14 protein-coding genes are annotated in these 16,909 nt (G+C 71.0%); all 14 read left to right on the top strand.

Translation table 11 applies throughout. The features are described from left to right. The first annotated feature begins 571 nt into the window (after positions 1-571). The 14 genes from ACFXPX_RS00320 (at position 572) to nuoN (ending at position 16,832) form a co-directional block, all read left to right on the top strand. Complete coding sequence (locus ACFXPX_RS00320; protein WP_360239135.1) at positions 572-931, top strand: NADH-quinone oxidoreductase subunit A; 360 nt, start codon at positions 572-574, stop codon at positions 929-931. A 127-nt stretch (positions 932-1,058) separates the two neighbouring features. Continuing rightward, complete coding sequence (locus ACFXPX_RS00315; RefSeq protein WP_375888969.1) at positions 1,059-1,613, top strand: NuoB/complex I 20 kDa subunit family protein; 555 nt, start codon at positions 1,059-1,061, stop codon at positions 1,611-1,613. Beyond that, positions 1,610-2,323 (top strand): NADH-quinone oxidoreductase subunit C, encoded by a 714-nt coding sequence (locus ACFXPX_RS00310; protein ID WP_375888972.1) that lies wholly within the window; start codon positions 1,610-1,612, stop codon positions 2,321-2,323. Before ACFXPX_RS00315 ends, ACFXPX_RS00310 begins: the two co-directional genes overlap by 4 nt. Beyond that, positions 2,323-3,654 carry an NADH-quinone oxidoreductase subunit D gene (locus tag ACFXPX_RS00305; protein WP_380531196.1) on the top strand — a complete coding sequence of 444 codons (1,332 nt, stop codon included), beginning with the start codon at positions 2,323-2,325 and terminating at the stop codon, positions 3,652-3,654. The genes ACFXPX_RS00310 and ACFXPX_RS00305 overlap by 1 nt, the downstream gene beginning before the upstream one ends. Next, on the top strand, positions 3,651-4,442 hold the full coding sequence (nuoE, locus tag ACFXPX_RS00300; protein ID WP_380638853.1) for an NADH-quinone oxidoreductase subunit NuoE: 792 nt from the start codon (positions 3,651-3,653) through the stop codon (positions 4,440-4,442). The genes ACFXPX_RS00305 and nuoE overlap by 4 nt, the downstream gene beginning before the upstream one ends. Beyond that, complete coding sequence (gene nuoF / locus ACFXPX_RS00295; protein WP_375888980.1) at positions 4,442-5,803, top strand: NADH-quinone oxidoreductase subunit NuoF; 1,362 nt, start codon at positions 4,442-4,444, stop codon at positions 5,801-5,803. Before nuoE ends, nuoF begins: the two co-directional genes overlap by 1 nt. Beyond that, positions 5,800-8,355, top strand: coding sequence for an NADH-quinone oxidoreductase subunit G (locus ACFXPX_RS00290; RefSeq protein WP_380638851.1), 2,556 nt, complete (start codon positions 5,800-5,802; stop codon positions 8,353-8,355). The genes nuoF and ACFXPX_RS00290 overlap by 4 nt, the downstream gene beginning before the upstream one ends. Next, positions 8,352-9,692, top strand: coding sequence for an NADH-quinone oxidoreductase subunit NuoH (nuoH, locus tag ACFXPX_RS00285; protein WP_375888984.1), 1,341 nt, complete (start codon positions 8,352-8,354; stop codon positions 9,690-9,692). Before ACFXPX_RS00290 ends, nuoH begins: the two co-directional genes overlap by 4 nt. 6 nt (positions 9,693-9,698) lie before the next feature. After that, a complete protein-coding gene (gene nuoI, locus ACFXPX_RS00280) occupies positions 9,699-10,301 on the top strand; it encodes an NADH-quinone oxidoreductase subunit NuoI (protein ID WP_375888986.1) in 603 nt (200 codons plus the stop codon). Next, a complete protein-coding gene (locus tag ACFXPX_RS00275; RefSeq protein WP_380531204.1) occupies positions 10,301-11,197 on the top strand; it encodes an NADH-quinone oxidoreductase subunit J in 897 nt (298 codons plus the stop codon). The genes nuoI and ACFXPX_RS00275 overlap by 1 nt, the downstream gene beginning before the upstream one ends. Next, a complete protein-coding gene (nuoK, locus tag ACFXPX_RS00270; protein WP_360244848.1) occupies positions 11,194-11,493 on the top strand; it encodes an NADH-quinone oxidoreductase subunit NuoK in 300 nt (99 codons plus the stop codon). Before ACFXPX_RS00275 ends, nuoK begins: the two co-directional genes overlap by 4 nt. 14 nt (positions 11,494-11,507) lie before the next feature. Beyond that, positions 11,508-13,421, top strand: a complete 1,914-nt coding sequence (gene nuoL, locus ACFXPX_RS00265; protein WP_380638849.1) for an NADH-quinone oxidoreductase subunit L — start codon at positions 11,508-11,510, stop codon at positions 13,419-13,421. A gap of 157 nt (positions 13,422-13,578) precedes the next feature. Further along, positions 13,579-15,198, top strand: a complete 1,620-nt coding sequence (locus tag ACFXPX_RS00260; RefSeq protein WP_380590768.1) for an NADH-quinone oxidoreductase subunit M — start codon at positions 13,579-13,581, stop codon at positions 15,196-15,198. Next, positions 15,195-16,832 (top strand): NADH-quinone oxidoreductase subunit NuoN, encoded by a 1,638-nt coding sequence (nuoN, locus tag ACFXPX_RS00255; RefSeq protein WP_380638847.1) that lies wholly within the window; start codon positions 15,195-15,197, stop codon positions 16,830-16,832. Before ACFXPX_RS00260 ends, nuoN begins: the two co-directional genes overlap by 4 nt. Positions 16,833-16,909: the final 77 nt, after the last annotated feature.

Raw genomic sequence — 16,909 nt, 5'->3', positions numbered from 1 at the left:
GCCGGTCCAGCGCAGGTGACACCGGCAGCAGGTGGGCAACCCTGGCGCGGGCGGCGGGCGGCGGGCGGCGGGCGGCGGGCGGCGGGCGGCGGGCGGCGGGAGGGGGAGGGGGAGGGGGAGGGGGAGACCCCTACGGCAACATCGCGCGCTTGTGAACAAAGGGTCAAGCAAGCGTTCCTCCCCCCACCACCCCTCCGAGTGAGCCGCTATAACACGTCAACATGACGCCCCGAAATTTGCCATCCCCGGAGCATAGTTGATATAGGAATACGCCCCTGACCAGCCGCTTCCCAGGTAAATGCGACTGCTTGTGACCATTTGACTCCTTTGCGTTGACAACTCTGGGCATGTTCACATTCGCCACCATTCACATGGTGGCGTAGATCACAAAGATGACGATGAACTGCGTGTCGCAGATCACAAGCCACCGGGCATAGGATGCGCTCGTTCCAGGCTTTGTGAACTGCCTCACATGAGGTGGATCTCGGGAACTGGAACGCGGGTTCACCTCAGTGTGACCCGCCGGTTCCGATCTGCAGTCAAGGACGACTGGACGGAGGGAGCGGGGGCTATGAATGCCTACGCGCCGATCCTCGTACTCGGTGCCATCGCGGCGGCGTTCGCGGTCGGTTCCGTCGTGATGGCCTCACTCACCGGCCCCAAGCGCTACAACCGGGCCAAGTTGGAGGCGTACGAGTGCGGCATCGAGCCGACCCCGCAGCCCGTGGGCGGCGGTCGGTTCCCGATCAAGTACTACCTGACGGCGATGCTCTTCATCGTCTTCGACATCGAGATCGTCTTCCTCTACCCCTGGGCGGTGACCTTCGACTCCCTGGGGCTCTTCGGGCTGGTCGAGATGCTCCTGTTCATCGCCACCGTCTTCGTCGCGTACGCCTACGTCTGGCGTCGCGGCGGCCTGGAGTGGGACTGAGGCAGGGGTGGCGCCGCCGCCCTTGTGAACGAGCGGACAAGCTCGGACGGGCCGGACGTTCCCCCGGACGCTCCGCGGGCGCATCGCCGGACGTACCAGAGGACTTGAGGGCATTGAGAGGGATCTGATGGGAATCGAGGAGAAGCTGCCGAGCGGCTTTCTGCTCACGACCGTGGAGACGGCCGCCGGCTGGGTGCGCAAGGCGTCACTCTTCCCGGCCACCTTCGGTCTGGCCTGCTGCGCGATCGAGATGATGACCACCGGTGCCGGCCGCTACGACCTGGCCCGGTTCGGGATGGAGGTCTTCCGGGGCTCCCCCCGGCAGGCCGATCTGATGATCGTGGCGGGCCGGGTGAGTCAGAAGATGGCCCCGGTGCTGCGCCAGGTGTACGACCAGATGCCCAACCCGAAGTGGGTCATCTCGATGGGCGTCTGCGCCTCTTCCGGCGGGATGTTCAACAACTACGCGATCGTGCAGGGCGTCGACCACATCGTCCCGGTGGACATCTACCTGCCCGGTTGCCCGCCCCGCCCGGAGATGCTGCTGGACGCGATCCTGAAGCTGCACGACAAGATCCAGCACGAGCCGCTGGGCGTGAACCGGCGCCGCGCCGAGGAGTTGGGCGAGGCCCTGGCCCTCAAGGCGACCCCGATCAGCGAGATGCGGGGGCAGCTGCGATGAGCGAGCAGGTACCCGAGTCCCGCCGCGAGCAGCCGCCCCGGGAGATCCCGGTCGAGGTGGTCGGCCGCCGGCAGGGCATGTTCGGTGCCGACGGCACCGGCGACACCTCCGGCTTCGGCGGTCTGGCCGCCCCGATCGTGCTGCCCGGCCCGAGCGAACGCCCGTACGGCGGCTGGTTCGACGAGGTCGCCGACGAGTTCGAGGGCGCGCTGGAGGAGCAGGGCCTGGACCCGGCCGAGGTGGTCGAGAAGACCGTGGTCGACCGCGGCGAGCTCACCTTCCACCTGGACCGCACCCACCTGTTGAAGGCGGTGCGCATCCTGCGCGACGACCCGGCGCTGCGCTTCGAGCTGTGCCTGGGCGTGAGCGGGGTGCACTACCCGGGCGACCGGGGCCGCGAGCTGCACGCGGTCTACCACCTGCGCTCGATCACCCACGGCCGGCTGATCAGGCTGGAGGTCACCGCGCCGGACGCCGACCCGCGGATCCCCTCCGTGGTGAGCGTCTACCCGACCAGCAACTGGCACGAGCGCGAGGCCTACGACTTCTTCGGCCTGGTCTTCGACGGCCACCCGGCGCTCACCCGGATCATGATGCCGGACGACTGGCTGGGCCACCCGCAGCGCAAGGACTACCCGCTCGGCGGCATCCCCGTCGAGTACAAGGGCGCCCAGATCCCGGCTCCCGACCAGCGGAGGTCGTACAGCTGATGAGTACTCAGCACTACGAGGAAGCAGATGCCCGCGACACCACCGAGGGCCGGGTCTTCACCGTCACCGGCGGCGACTGGGGCGAGGTGATCGAGGCGGCCGGCCGGGCCGACGACGAGCGCATCATCGTCAACATGGGCCCCCAGCACCCGTCCACCCACGGCGTGCTGCGGCTGATCCTGGAGATCGACGGCGAGACGGTGAAGGAGGCCCGCTGCGGCATCGGCTACCTCCACACCGGCATCGAGAAGAACATGGAGTTCCGCAGCTGGGTCCAGGGCACCACCTTCGTGACCCGCATGGACTACGTGATCCCGCTGTTCAACGAGACCGCCTACTGCCTGGCGGTCGAGAAGCTGCTCGGCATCACCGACGACATCCCGGAGCGGGCCAGCGTCATCCGGGTGATGATGATGGAGCTCAACCGGATCGCCTCGCACCTGGTCTGCCTGGCCACCGGCGGCATGGAGATCGGCGCCACCACCCTGATGGTCTACGGGTTCCGGGACCGCGAGCTGATCCTGGACGTCTTCGAACTGGTCACCGGCCTGCGCATGAACCACGCGTACGTCCGCCCCGGCGGCCTGGCCCAGGACCTGCCGCCCGGCGCCGTCGACCAGATCCGCGAGGCGGTCCGCACCCTCCGCTCCCGGATGCACGAGTACGACAAACTCGCCACCGGCAACCCGGTGTTCAAGGCCCGGCTGGTCGACGTCGGCTTCCTGGACCTGGCCGGCTGCCTGGCCCTGGGCGCCACCGGTCCGATCCTGCGGGCCACCGGCCTGCCGCACGACCTGCGCAAGACCGATCCGTACTGCGGCTACCAGGACTACGACTTCGAGGTCGCGGTCGCCGACACCGCCGACTCCTACGGCCGGTTCCTGATCCGGCTGGAGGAGATGAAGCAGTCCCTGCGGATCGTCGAGCAGTGCCTGGACCGGCTGCGCCCGGGCCCGGTCATGGTGGCCGACAAGAAGATCGCCTGGCCGGCCCAACTGGCCGTCGGCCCGGACGGGATGGGCAACTCGCTCGACCACATCCGCAAGATCATGGGCACCTCGATGGAGGCCCTGATCCACCACTTCAAGCTGGTCACCGAGGGCTTCCGGGTCCCGGTCGGCCAGGCGTACGCGGCGGTCGAGTCGTCCAAGGGCGAGCTGGGCGTGCACGTGGTCAGCGACGGCGGGACGCGCCCGTACCGGGTGCACTTCCGGGACCCGTCGTTCACCAATCTGCAGACGATGGCGGCGATGTGCGAGGGCGGCCAGGTGGCCGACGTGATCGTCGCGGTGGCCGGGATCGACCCGGTGATGGGAGGCGTGGACCGGTGACGGACGTCGAACTGGGACTGCCGGCGATGCCGGCCCCGCCGTACCCGGAGGAGGTGCGCTCCCGGCTGGCCGCCGACGCCGCCGAGCTGATCGGCCGCTACCCGCAGGCCCGTTCGGCGCTGCTGCCGCTGCTGCACCTGGTGCAGGCCGAGGAGGGCTTCGTCAGCCGGACCGGGATCCGCTTCTGCGCCGACCAGTTGGGGCTCACCACGGCCGAGGTCACCGCCGTCGCCACCTTCTACACGATGTACCGGCGGCGCCCGGCCGGGAAGTACCACGTCGGGGTCTGCACCAACACCCTGTGCGCGGTGCTCGGCGGGGACCGGATCTTCGCCGACCTCCAGGAGCACCTGGGCATCGGCAACAACGAGACCACCGAGGACGGCGAGATCTCGATCGAGCACATCGAGTGCAACGCCGCCTGCGACTACGCCCCCGTGGTGATGGTCAACTGGGAGTTCTTCGACGACCAGACCCCGCAGAGCGCCCGCCGGCTGGTCGACGACCTGCGGGCCGGCCGCGAGGTGCGGCCCACCCGCGGCGCCCGGCTGTGCGGCTTCAAGGAGACCGCCCGGATCCTGGCCGGCTTCCCGGACGAGCGCCCGGGCGCCAACGACGAGTCGGGTGCCGGCGGCGCCCCCTCGCTGGCCGGGCTGCGGCTGGCGCGCGGCGAGGCCCTGCCCGGCACCGCCGGCACCAAGGTGGTCTCCCCCCGCCACGAGGCCCCCCGCCACGGGGAGCCGGGCCACGAAGGCAAGGCCGACGGCCAGGAAGGGACCGAAGCGTGATGACCTCCGCCGAGCCGGCCGAGAAGCTGCTCACCCCCGTCCTGTCCGACCCCTGGGACGACAGCCGTCCCTGGACCCTCGCCACCTACCGCCGCCACCACGGCTACGAGGGCCTCAAGGCGGCCCTCGCGATGCCCCCGGACGACGTGATCGCCCTGGTCAAGGACTCCGGTCTGCGCGGCCGCGGCGGCGCGGGCTTCCCCACCGGGATGAAGTGGCAGTTCATCCCGCAGAACGACGGCAAGCCGCACTACCTGGTGGTCAACGCGGACGAGTCCGAGCCGGGCACCTGCAAGGACATCCCGCTGCTGTTCGCCAACCCGCACTCCCTCATCGAGGGCATGGTCATCGCCTCCTACGCGATCCGCTGCGACCACGCGTTCATCTACCTGCGCGGCGAGGTCGTCCCGGTGCTGCGCCGCCTGCACGCCGCGGTCGCCGAGGCGTACGCGGCGGGCCTGCTCGGCCGGGACATCCTCGGCTCGGGCGTGAACCTGGACATCACCGTCCACGCCGGCGCCGGCGCCTACATCTGCGGCGAGGAGACGGCGCTGCTGGACTCGCTGGAGGGCCGCCGCGGCCAGCCGAGGCTGCGCCCGCCGTTCCCGGCGATCGCCGGCCTGTACGCCTGCCCGACGGTGGTCAACAACGTCGAGTCGATCGCCTCGGTGCCGCCGATCCTGGCCCGCGGCAAGGAGTGGTTCAAGGGCCTGGGCACCGAGAAGTCCCCGGGCTTCACGCTGTACTCGCTGTCCGGCCACGTCACCAACCCCGGCCAGTACGAGGCCCCGCTCGGCATCACGCTGCGCCAGCTGCTGGACCTCTCCGGCGGCGTCCGGGCCGGGCACCGGTTGAAGTTCTGGACCCCGGGCGGCTCCTCCACCCCGATGTTCACCGACGAGCACCTCGACGTCCCGCTGGACTACGAGGGCGTCGGCGCGGCGGGTTCGATGCTCGGCACCAAGGCGCTGCAGGTCTTCGACGAGACCACCTGCGTGGTGCGGGCGGTGACCCGTTGGACGGAGTTCTACGCCCACGAGTCCTGCGGCAAGTGCACCCCCTGCCGGGAGGGCACCTACTGGCTGGTCCAGCTGTTGAAGCGGATCGAGGCGGGCCAGGGCGTCGACGGGGACCTGGAGAAGCTCCTCGACATCGCCGACAACATCAACGGCAAGTCCTTCTGCGCGCTGGGCGACGGCGCGGCGAGCCCGATCGTCTCCTCGCTCCAGTACTTCCGGGCCGAGTACGAGCAGCACCTGGCCGAGCGCCGCTGCCCGTTCGACCCGGCCGCGTCCACCGTCTGGGCCGACGGCCCCCGCCCCGGCCACCAGTCCGCCACCGAGAGGGAGGTGCACGCGTGACGATCACCGAGCCGGCCGCCTCCACGAACGACGGAGCCGCGGTCGAACTGGTCACGCTCACCATCGACGGCGTCGAAGTGAAGGTCCCCAAGGGCACCTTGGTGATCCGGGCCGCCGAGACCATCGGCACCCAGATCCCGCGCTTCTGCGACCATCCGCTGCTGGATCCGGCCGGCGCCTGCCGGCAGTGCATCGTGGAGGTCGAGGGCCAGCGCAAGCCGGTCGCCTCCTGCACCATCCCGGTCGCCGAGGGCATGGTGGTGCGCACCCAGCTGAGTTCGCCGGTGGCGGAGAAGGCCCAGCGCGGCGTGATGGAGCTGCTGCTGATCAACCACCCGCTGGACTGCCCGGTCTGCGACAAGGGCGGCGAGTGCCCGCTGCAGAACCAGGCGATGAGCAGCGGCGCGGCGGACTCCCGGTTCGAGGGGATGAAGCGCACCTACGCGAAGCCGCTGCCGATCAGCAGCCAGGTGCTGCTGGACCGGGAGCGCTGCGTGCTGTGCGCGCGCTGCACCCGCTTCTCGCAGCAGATCGCCGGGGACCCGTTCATCGACCTGGTGGAGCGCGGGGCGCTGCAGCAGGTGGGCACGGGGGAGGGGGACGACTTCGAGTCGTACTTCTCCGGGAACACCATCCAGATCTGTCCGGTGGGGGCGCTGACCTCGGCGGCTTATCGTTTCCGCTCGCGCCCCTTCGACCTGGTGTCCTCGCCGAGCGTGTGCGAGCACTGCTCGGCGGGTTGCGCGCAGCGCACCGATCACCGGCGGGGCAAGGTGCTGCGCCGGCTGGCGGGCGAGGACCCGGCGGTGAACGAGGAGTGGAACTGCGACAAGGGCCGGTTCGCGTTCCGCTACGCCCAGCAGCGGGACCGGCTGACGGCCCCGCTGGTGCGGGTGGACGGCGAGCTGGTGCCGGCCTCCTGGCCGGAGGCGTTGCGGCGGGCCGCCGAGGGTCTGCGCGGGGCCCGTACGGGTGTGCTGGCGGGCGGCCGGGTGACGGTGGAGGACGCGTACGCGTACGCGAAGTTCGCCCGGGTGGTGCTGGGCACCAACGACGTGGACTTCCGGTCCCGCCCGCACAGCGGTGAGGAGGCGGACTTCCTGGCCGCGGCGGTCGCCGGGCGCGGGGTGGACGTGGACGGTTCGGGCGTCGACTACGCGCGGCTGGAGCAGGCTCCGGCGGTGCTGCTGGCGGGGTTCGAGCCGGAGGAGGAGTCGCCGATCGTCTTCCTGCGGCTGCGCAAGGCGTCCCGGGGCAACGGCGTCAAGGTGTTCTCGGTGGCGTCGTTCGCCTCCCGGGGGCTGGCGAAGCTGCGCGGTGCGCTGCTGCCGGCGGCGCCGGGGACGGAGCCGGAGTGGTTCGCGGCGCTGGCGGCGGACGAGCCGTTGAACGACGAGGCCGGGCGGGCGGCGGAGCTGTTGCGCCGGCCGGGTGCGGTGATCCTGGCGGGTGAGCGGCTGGCGTCGGTGCCGGGTGCGTTGACGGCGGTGCTGCGGTTGGCGCACGCGACCGGGGCGGCGCTGGCCTGGGTGCCGCGCCGGGCCGGGGAGCGTGGGGCGGTGGAGGCCGGCGCGCTGCCGGGTCTGCTGCCGGGCGGCCGTCCGGTGGCGGACGCGGCGGCGCGGGCCCAGGCGGCCTCGGTGTGGGGGGTGGCGGAGCTGCCGTCGCGTCCGGGCCGGGACACCGGCCAGATCCTGACCGCGGCGGCGCGGGGCGATCTGGACGCGTTGCTGGTCGGCGGGGTGGACCTTGACGATCTGCCGGATCCGGCGCTGGCCGGGGAGGCGCTGGCGGCGGTGCCGTTCGTGGTGTCGCTGGAGCTGCGGCCGTCGGCGGTGACGGGCCGGGCCGACGTGGTGCTGCCGGTGGCGGCGGTGGCGGAGAAGGCGGGGACGTTCCTGGACTGGGAGGGCCGGGTGCGGATGTTCGAGGCCGCGCTCAAGCCGGACCAGCAGATGGGCCGTCACCTTCAGTCGGACCTGCGGGTGCTGGCGATGCTGGCGGACGCGCTGGGGCACCGGCTGGGCCTGGCGGACGTGCGGGCGGCCCGGCTGGAGCTGGACCGCTTCGGGCCGTGGCGGGGTGACCGCGCGGCGGATCCGGCGGCGCACCCGGGTGTGCTGCCGCGTCCGGCCACCGGCCAGGCGGTGCTGGCGGGTTGGCGGCTGCTGCTGGACGAGGGCTCCTTGCAGGACGGCGATCCGCACCTGGCGGGGACGCGGCACCGGGCGGTGGCCCGGGTGTCGTCGGCCACCGCGAAGGAGATCGGCGCCAAGGAGGTCGGCGCGGGTGTCGGCGCGAGGGTCGGCGCCGAGGCCGGCGCGGAGGCCGCCGGTGCGCTGCGGCTGACCGGTCCGGCGGGTTCGCTGGTCCTGCCGCTGGAGGTGACCGACTCGGTCCCGGACCGTACGGTCTGGATCCCGCTCAACTCCACGCCGGGCGGCGCGCACCGCGCGCTCGGCACCACCGTCGGCCATCTGGTGACGATCGCCGCGGCCGAGCTCGCGCCGGTCGCCGTCGAGGGCGGGTCCCGGGAAGGGGAGGTCCGATGACGACTCCGCAGCCGTACGAGACGCTCCACTTCTTCGGCCAGGACCCGTGGTGGCTGGTGCTGTTGAAGGCGGTGTTCTGCTTCGCCTTCCTGGTGCTGACGGTGCTGGTGACGATCGTCTGGGAGCGCAAGGTGGTGGCCTGGATGCAGTTGCGCATCGGGCCGAACCGGCACGGGCCGTGGGGCCTGCTGCAGTCGCTGGCGGACGGCGTGAAGCTGGCACTCAAGGAGGACCTGGTCGTCAAGGGCGCGGACAAGGTGGTCTACGTCCTGGCCCCGATCGTCTGCGCGATCCCGGCGTTCATGGCCTTCGCGGTGATCCCGTTCGGCCCGGCCGGCGAGGAGGTGTCGGTCTTCGGCACCCGGACGCCGCTGCAGCTGACCGACTTCCCGGTGGCGCTGCTCTACATCCTGGCCACCGCCTCGATCGGCATCTACGGGATCGTGCTGGCCGGTTGGTCCTCCGGTTCGACGTACCCGCTGCTGGGCGGCCTGCGGTCGGCCGCGCAGATGATCAGCTACGAGATCGCGATGGGCCTGTCCTTCGCGGCGGTGTTCGTCTACTCGGGGTCGATGTCGACCTCGGAGATCGTGGCGCACCAGCAGCCGAAGTGGTTCGCGGTGCTGCTGCCGGTGTCGTTCATCGTCTACGTCATCGCGATGGTCGGGGAGACCAACCGGGCGCCGTTCGACCTCCCGGAGGCCGAGGGCGAGCTGGTGGGCGGTTTCAACACCGAGTACTCCTCGTTGAAGTTCGCGATGTTCATGCTGGCCGAGTACGTCAACATGGTGACGGTCTCGGCGGTGGCGTCGACCCTGTTCCTGGGCGGCTGGCGGGCCCCGTGGCCGGTGTCGGCCTTCTGGGAGGGCGCCAACCACGGCTGGTGGCCGATGCTGTGGATCACCTTGAAGATCCAGCTGCTGGTGTTCTTCTTCATCTGGCTGCGCGGCACGCTGCCGCGGTTGCGCTACGACCAGTTCATGAAGCTGGGCTGGAAGGTGCTGATCCCGGTCTCGCTGGTGTGGCTGGTGCTGATCGCGAGCGTGCGGGCGCTGCGCAACGAGGGGTACGGCTTCGGCGAGGTGGTGCTCTACGTGGGCGCGCCGGTCGGCGCGATCCTGCTGCTGGCGCTGGTCCGGGACTTCCTGCGCAAGGAGAAGGAGCCCGGGCCGGAGCAGGAGGCCCCGGGCAAGGGCGAGTTCGATCCGATGGCGGGCGGGTACCCGGTGCCGCCGCTGCCCGGGCAGGTGCTGCCGCCGGTGCCGCGCCGGCCGGGCCGGGCCCCGAAGCAACTCCAGGACGCCCTCAACGGGGCCGACCATTCCGAAGGGAGCTGATCCGCGATGTCGTCCGACCAGACGGGCCGGCCCGAGCGGGCCGACCGGCCGTCGGTGCTCGGTCCGGCCGCCGGTTTCGGCGTGACCTTCAAGGCCATGTTCAAGAAGCGGCTGACCGAGCAGTACCCGGAGCAGAAGAAGCCCACGGCTCCGCGCTTCCACGGCCGCCACCAGCTGAACCGGCATCCGGACGGGCTGGAGAAGTGCGTCGGCTGCGAGCTGTGCGCGTGGGCCTGCCCGGCCGACGCGATCTACGTGGAGGGCGCGGACAACCGGGACGAGGAGCGCTACTCGCCGGGTGAGCGCTACGGCGCGGTGTACCAGATCAACTACGCCCGCTGCATCCTGTGCGGGCTGTGCATCGAGGCCTGTCCCACCCGGGCGCTGACGATGACCAACGAGTACGAGCTGGCGGACTCCTCCCGCAAGGACCTGATCTTCACCAAGGAGCAGCTGCTGGTGGGCCTGTCGGAGGACATGGTCGACACCCCGCACGCGATCTTCCCGGGCACCGACGAGGGTGCGTACTACCGGGGCGAGATCACGGGGGCGGCGCCGGGGACGGTCCAGCAGGAGCGCACCGACCGGGAGAAGGAGGTGCGGCAGTGATCGCACAGCTGGCGGCGGCGGGCGGGACGACCTCCACGGGTGAGGCCGTCCAGTTCTGGGTGCTCGCGGTGATCGCGGTCGGTGGCGCGCTGGGGATGCTGCTGATGCGCAAGGCGGTGCACAGCGCGCTGTGCCTGGCGGCGACCATGCTGGCGCTGGCGGTCTGTTACATGGCCCAGGGCGCGGTGTTCCTGGGCGTGGTGCAGATCGTGGTGTACACCGGCGCGATCATGATGCTGTTCCTGTTCGTGGTGATGCTGGTCGGCGTGACCAGCGAGGACTCCCTCAAGGAGCAGTTGAAGGGCCAGCGGTTCGCGGCGGTGCTGTGCGGGCTGGGCTTCGGGGTGCTGCTGATCGCGGGCATCGCGAACGCGCGGCTGGACCACTTCACCGGGCTGGCCGAGGCGAACGCCGAGGGCAACGTGCCGGGCCTGGCCCGGCTGATCTTCACCCGCTACGTGTGGGCCTTCGAGGTCACCGGCGCGCTGCTGATCACGGCGGCGGTCGGCGCGATGGTGCTGACCCACCGGGAGCACGTGAAGGCGCCGAAGACCCAGCGGGAGCTGGCGGAGCAGCGGGTGCGGGACAACATCCAGTTGCCGCCGCTGCCGGCGCCGGGCGTGTACGCGCGGCACAACGCGGTGGACGTGCCGGCGCTGCTGCCGGACGGCACGATCGCGGAGGACTCGGTGATGGCGACGCTGCGCGAGCGCGGCCAGGTCCGGGACGTCAGCCAGGAGATGCTGCGGCGGATGGCGGAGCTGGAGAACAGTACGGCGGACTGGCTGGGCCGGCCGTCCTCGGAGCGGCCGGTGGTGGCGGCTCCGCGCGGGCCCCTGGAGCCGGTCCCGGGCCACGGGTCCGAGCCGCGCGAGGCCGGGGAGGGAGAGCGGTGAATCCGGTCAACTACCTCTATCTGTCCGCCCTGTTGTTCACCATCGGCGCGTCCGGGGTGTTGATCCGGCGCAACGCGGTGGTGCTGTTCATGTGCGTCGAGCTGATGCTGAACGCCTCGAACCTGGCACTGGTGACGTTCTCCCGGCTGCACGGGACCCTGGACGGTCAGATCATCGCGTTCTTCACGATGGTGGTGGCGGCGGCCGAGGTCGTGGTCGGCCTCGCCATCATCGTCTCCATCTTCCGGACCAGGCACTCCGCTTCGGTCGACGACAGCAATCTGATGAAGCTGTAGGCGGAGGACCTTCGGTGAACTCTCTCATTCCGCTGCTGGTGGCGGCTCCGCTGGCCGGTGCCGCCCTGCTGCTCCTGGGCGGTCGGGCCTTCGACCGCTTCGGCCACTGGCTGGCGACCGCGCTCGCCGCGCTCTCGTTCGGCTTCGGCCTGGCCCTGTTCTCGGACATGCTGGGCCGGGACGTCGAGCACCGGGCGGTGACGAAGCACCTGTTCAGCTGGGTGCCGGTGAACGCCTTCCAGGCCGACGTCTCGTTCCGGCTCGACCAGTTGTCGATGACCTTCGTGCTGTTGATCACCGGGGTGGGCACGCTGATCCACCTGTACTCGGTGGGCTACATGGCGCACGACGAGCGCCGGCGCCGCTTCTTCGCGTACCTGAACCTGTTCCTGGCCGCCATGCTGCTGCTGGTGCTGGCGGACAACTACCTCCTGCTGTACTTCGGTTGGGAGGGCGTGGGCCTGGCCTCGTACCTGCTGATCGGCTTCTGGCAGCACAAGCCGAGTGCGGCGACGGCCGCGAAGAAGGCGTTCCTGGTCAACCGGGTCGGCGACATGGGCCTGTCGATCGCGATCATGCTGATGTTCGCCGAGTTCGGCTCCTTCGCCTTCACCCCGGTCCTCGGTTCGGAGGGCGCGGTCGGGGCGGTGCACGGGGCGAGCGAGGGCAGGCTGACGGCGATCGGCCTGATGCTGCTGCTGGCCGCGTGCGGCAAGTCGGCGCAGGTGCCGCTGCAGTCCTGGCTGGGGGACGCGATGGAGGGCCCGACCCCGGTCTCGGCCCTGATCCACGCGGCCACCATGGTGACCGCCGGGGTCTACCTGATCACCCGGTCCTCGGCGATCTTCGACCTGGCGCCGGACGCCCAGACCGCCGTGGTGGTGGTCGGTGCGGTGACGCTGCTGTTCGGTGCGGCCGTCGGTTGCGCCAAGGACGACATCAAGAAGGCGCTGGCCGGCTCGACCATGTCGCAGATCGGCTACATGGTCCTGGCGGCCGGGCTGGGCCCGATCGGCTACGTCTTCGCGATCATGCACCTGGTGACCCACGGCTTCTTCAAGGCCGGGCTGTTCCTCGGCGCCGGGTCGGTCATGCACGGCATGGACGACGAGGTGAACATGCGCCGCTACGGCGGCCTGTGGCGGCACATGCCGTGGACCTTCGCCACGTTCGGCCTGGGCTACCTGGCCATCATCGGCTTCCCCGGGCTGTCCGGCTTCTTCTCCAAGGACAAGATCATCGAGGCGGCCTTCGCCAAGGGCGGCACCGAGGGCTGGATCCTCGGCCTGTGCGCGCTGGTCGGCGCGGCCGTCACCGCGTTCTACATGACCCGGGTGATGCTGCTGACCTTCTTCGGCGAGAAGCGCTGGCAGCCGGACGCCGAGGGCAACCTCCCGCACCCGCACGAGTCGCCGCGGACCATGGTCGTGCCGATGGTCCTGCTGGCCTTCGGCTCGGTCTTCGCCGGCGGGCTGTTCGTCTACCACGGCTCCTTCCTGAAGTGGCTGGAGCCGGTCACCGGCCACAGCGAGGGCAACCCGCCGCTCGGCTCCTGGACGGTCACCGGGCTGACCACGGCCTGCATGCTGGCCGGCGTCGGGCTGGCGTACCTGATGTACGGGCGCTCGCCCGTCCCGGTGGTGCCGCCGGTCGGCTCCCCGCTCACCCGGGCGGCCCGCCGCGACCTGCTGCAGGACGACTTCAACCACGCGGTGCTGGTGCGGCCGGGCTCGGCGCTGGCGGCGACCCTGGTCTACTTCGACAGCCGCGGCCTGGACGGCTTCGTCAACGGCCTGGCCGCCCTCATCGGGGGCCTGTCCGGCCGGCTGCGGCGGGTCCAGAACGGCTTCGTCCGCTCGTACGCGCTCTCCATGTTCGGCGGCACGCTGGTGCTGGTCGCCTCGACTCTCCTGATGAGGTCCGTGTGATGACTGTGATTCGCCCGCTCGCCTCCGGGCGCTCGGACCCGGCGCCGGCACTCTTCGCTCCGGCACTCCCTCCTTCGTCGGTCGCTGGTCGCTCATCGCTCTCGGCACCGGCGCGCCCTTCGGCTCGGGGCGGGGAAACGCGTCGGGAGGCCAGGCCGTGAGCGTGCTACTGACCACCACCTGTGCCGTCCCGGCGGCCGGCGCGGTGCTGACCGCCGCCCTGCCCGCCGGGTCGAACGCGGCCCGGCGGCGCACCATCAAGACCGTCGCGCTGGCCGTGTCGGGGGTGACCCTGGTGCTGGCCGCCCTGGTGGCGCTGCGCTTCGACCCGCACGGCGCCCGGTTCCAGCTGACCGAGTCGTACAGCTGGATCCGCTCCTTCGGCATCACCTTCTCGCTCGGCGTGGACGGCATCGGCGCGGTGCTGGCCCTGCTGACGGCCGTCCTGGTGCCGATGGTGATGCTGGCCTCCTGGCACGACGCGGACCCGGCCGCCCCGGGCCCCGACGGCAGCTTCGAGAACAAACGGCGCACCCAGGCCTTCTTCGCCCTGATCCTGGCGGTGGAGGCGATGGTGGTGGTGTCCTTCTACGCCACCGACGTCTTCCTGTTCTACGTGTTCTTCGAAGCCATGCTGATCCCGATGTACTTCCTGATCGGCGGCTTCGGCGACCGGGCCGGCGGCCCGGACTCGGCGCGCCAGCGCTCCTACGCGGCCGTCAAGTTCCTGCTGTACAACCTGCTCGGCGGCCTGGTGATGCTGGCCGCGGTGATCGGGCTGTACGTGATCGCCCAGGAGCAGGGCTTCGGCACCTTCGACCTGCCGACCCTCACCGGGGCGATCGCCGACGGCAGCCTCAAGCTGTCCGGGACGGCGCAGAACGCGCTGTTCCTCGGCTTCTTCTTCGCCTTCGCGGTGAAGGCCCCGCTGTGGCCGCTGCACACCTGGCTGCCGAACGCGATGGGCGAGGCGACGGCCGGCACCGCGGTGCTGATCACCGCGGTGGTGGACAAGGTCGGCACCTTCGCGATGCTGCGCTTCTGCCTCGGGCTGTTCCCGGACGCCTCGAAGACCTTCGCCCCGGCGATCCTGGTGCTGTCGCTGGTCGGGATCGTCTACGGCGCGCTGCTGGCGGTCGGCCAGAAGGACATCAAGCGGCTGGTCGCCTACGCCTCGATCTCGCACTTCGGCTTCATCATCATGGGCGTCTTCGCGATGACCAGCCAGGGGCAGAGCGGCGCGACCCTCTACATGGTCAACCACGGCCTCTCCACCGCCGCGTGGATGCTGGTGGCCGGCTTCCTGATCTCGCGCCGCGGCTCGCGGCTGATCGCCGACTACGGCGGCGTGCAGAAGGTCGCCCCGGTGCTCGCCGGGACCTTCCTGATCGGCAGCCTGGCGACCCTGTCGCTGCCGGGACTGGCCCCGTTCGTCAGCGAGTTCCTGGTGCTGGTGGGCACCTTCACCCGCTACCCGGCGATCGGCGTCGTCGCCACCCTCGGCATCGTGCTGGCCGCGCTGTACGCGCTGCTGCTGTACCAGCGCACCATGACCGGCCCGGTGAAGGAGGGCGTGCGCGCGATGCCCGACCTCAAGGTCCGGGAACTGGCCGTGGTGGCACCGCTGGTGGCGCTGACGATCCTGCTCGGGGTGTACCCGAAGCCGCTCACCGACCTGGTGAACCCCTCGGTGGACGCGACGCTCTCGCAGGTCCACCGGACCGACCCGGCGCCGGCCCACCCGGTCGCCGCCACCTCAGGAGGTGAGCAGAAGTGAGTGCCACCGCAGTGCTCGCCGCCGTCGGCGGCAACACCCCCGGCATCCCGGCGCCGCACATCGAGTACGGCCAACTCTCCCCGATGCTGGTGGTCTTCGGGGCCGCCGTGGCGGGCGTCCTGGTCGAGGCCTTCGTCCCGCGCCGGCTGCGGCACTGGACCCAGGTGTCGCTGGCGCTGGTCGCGCTGGCCGGCGCGTTCGCCGCCGTGGTGGTGCTGGCGACGCAGGGCCACGGCGCGCCGCGGGTCGACCTGCTGGCCATGGAGTCGGTCGCCCTGGACGGCCCGGCGCTGTTCCTCCAGGGCGTGATCCTGCTGGTCGCCGTCGTCGCGGTGCTCACCTACGCGGAGCGCAGGCTGGAGCCCAAGGCCGGCGGCCTGCCCGCCGACGCCTTCGCCGCCCAGGCGTCCGCCACCCCGGGCGGGGAGCAGGAGCGGGACGCGGTCCGGGCCGGCTTCGCGACCACCGAGGTCTTCCCGCTGACCCTGTTCGCGGTCGGCGGCATGCTGCTCTTCCCGGCCGCCAACGACCTGCTGACCATGTTCGTGGCGCTGGAGGTCTTCTCCCTCCCGCTGTACCTGCTGTGCGCGCTGGCCCGGCGCCGCCGGCTGCTGTCCCAGGAGGCGGCGGTCAAGTACTTCCTGCTGGGCGCCTTCGCCTCGGCGTTCTTCCTGTTCGGCACCGCGCTGCTGTACGGCTACGCGGGCAGCGTCAAGCTCGGCGACATCGCGGACGTCATCTCCGGCAAGGCGATGACGACCCCGGCGCAGCTGAGCAGCACCCAGAGCGACGCGCTGCTGCTGACCGGCCTGGCGCTGCTGGCGGTGGGCCTGCTGTTCAAGGTGGGCGCGGTGCCGTTCCACTCCTGGACCCCGGACGTCTACCAGGGCGCGCCGACCCCGGTGACCGGCTTCATGGCCGCGGCCACCAAGGTCGCCGCGTTCGGGGCGTTCCTGCGGCTGTTCTACGTGGCCTTCCCGGGCCTGCGGCTGGACTGGCGGCCGGTGCTGTGGGGCGTGGCGATCCTGACCATGGTGGTCGGCGCGGTGCTGGCGGTGACCCAGCAGGACGTCAAGCGGCTGCTGGCGTACTCCTCGATCGCGCACGCCGGGTTCATCCTGACCGGGGTGATCGCGGTCAACAAGCAGGGCCTGTCCTCGGTGCTGTTCTACCTGGCGGCGTACTCCTTCGTGACGCTGGGGGCCTTCGCCGTGGTCACCCTGGTGCGCGACTCCAAGGGGGAGGCGACCCACCTGTCCAGCTGGGCGGGGCTGGGGCGGCGCTCGCCGCTGGTGGCGGCGGTCTTCGCGCTGTTCCTGCTGGCCTTCGCCGGGATCCCGCTGACCTCCGGCTTCACCGGGAAGTTCGCGGTGTTCCAGGCGGCGGCGGCCGGCGGGGCGACGCCGCTGGTGATCGTGGGTGTGCTGAGTTCGGCGGTGGCCGCGTTCTTCTACATCCGGGTGATCGTGCTGATGTTCTTCTCCGACCCGCAGCCGGGCGGTCCGACGGTGGCGATCCCGAGCGCCTTCACGGCGACCGCGATCGGGGCGGGGGTGCTGGTCACGCTGGGTCTGGGCCTGCTGCCGCAGTACTTCCTGGACCTCGCGTCCAAGGCCTCGCTGTTCGCGTACTGACCGTAGCCGGTCGGTTTGTTCGGAGATCGGCCCGGATCCGCGGGCCGATCTCCGGTCTGTGTTTCCCGATGAATTCG

The organism is Kitasatospora sp. NPDC059146, assembly GCF_042786665.1.
GTDB lineage: Bacteria > Actinomycetota > Actinomycetes > Streptomycetales > Streptomycetaceae > Kitasatospora.
Note: the sequence above shows the minus strand (reverse complement) of the source record. Positions and strands in the feature narration are given on the sequence as shown.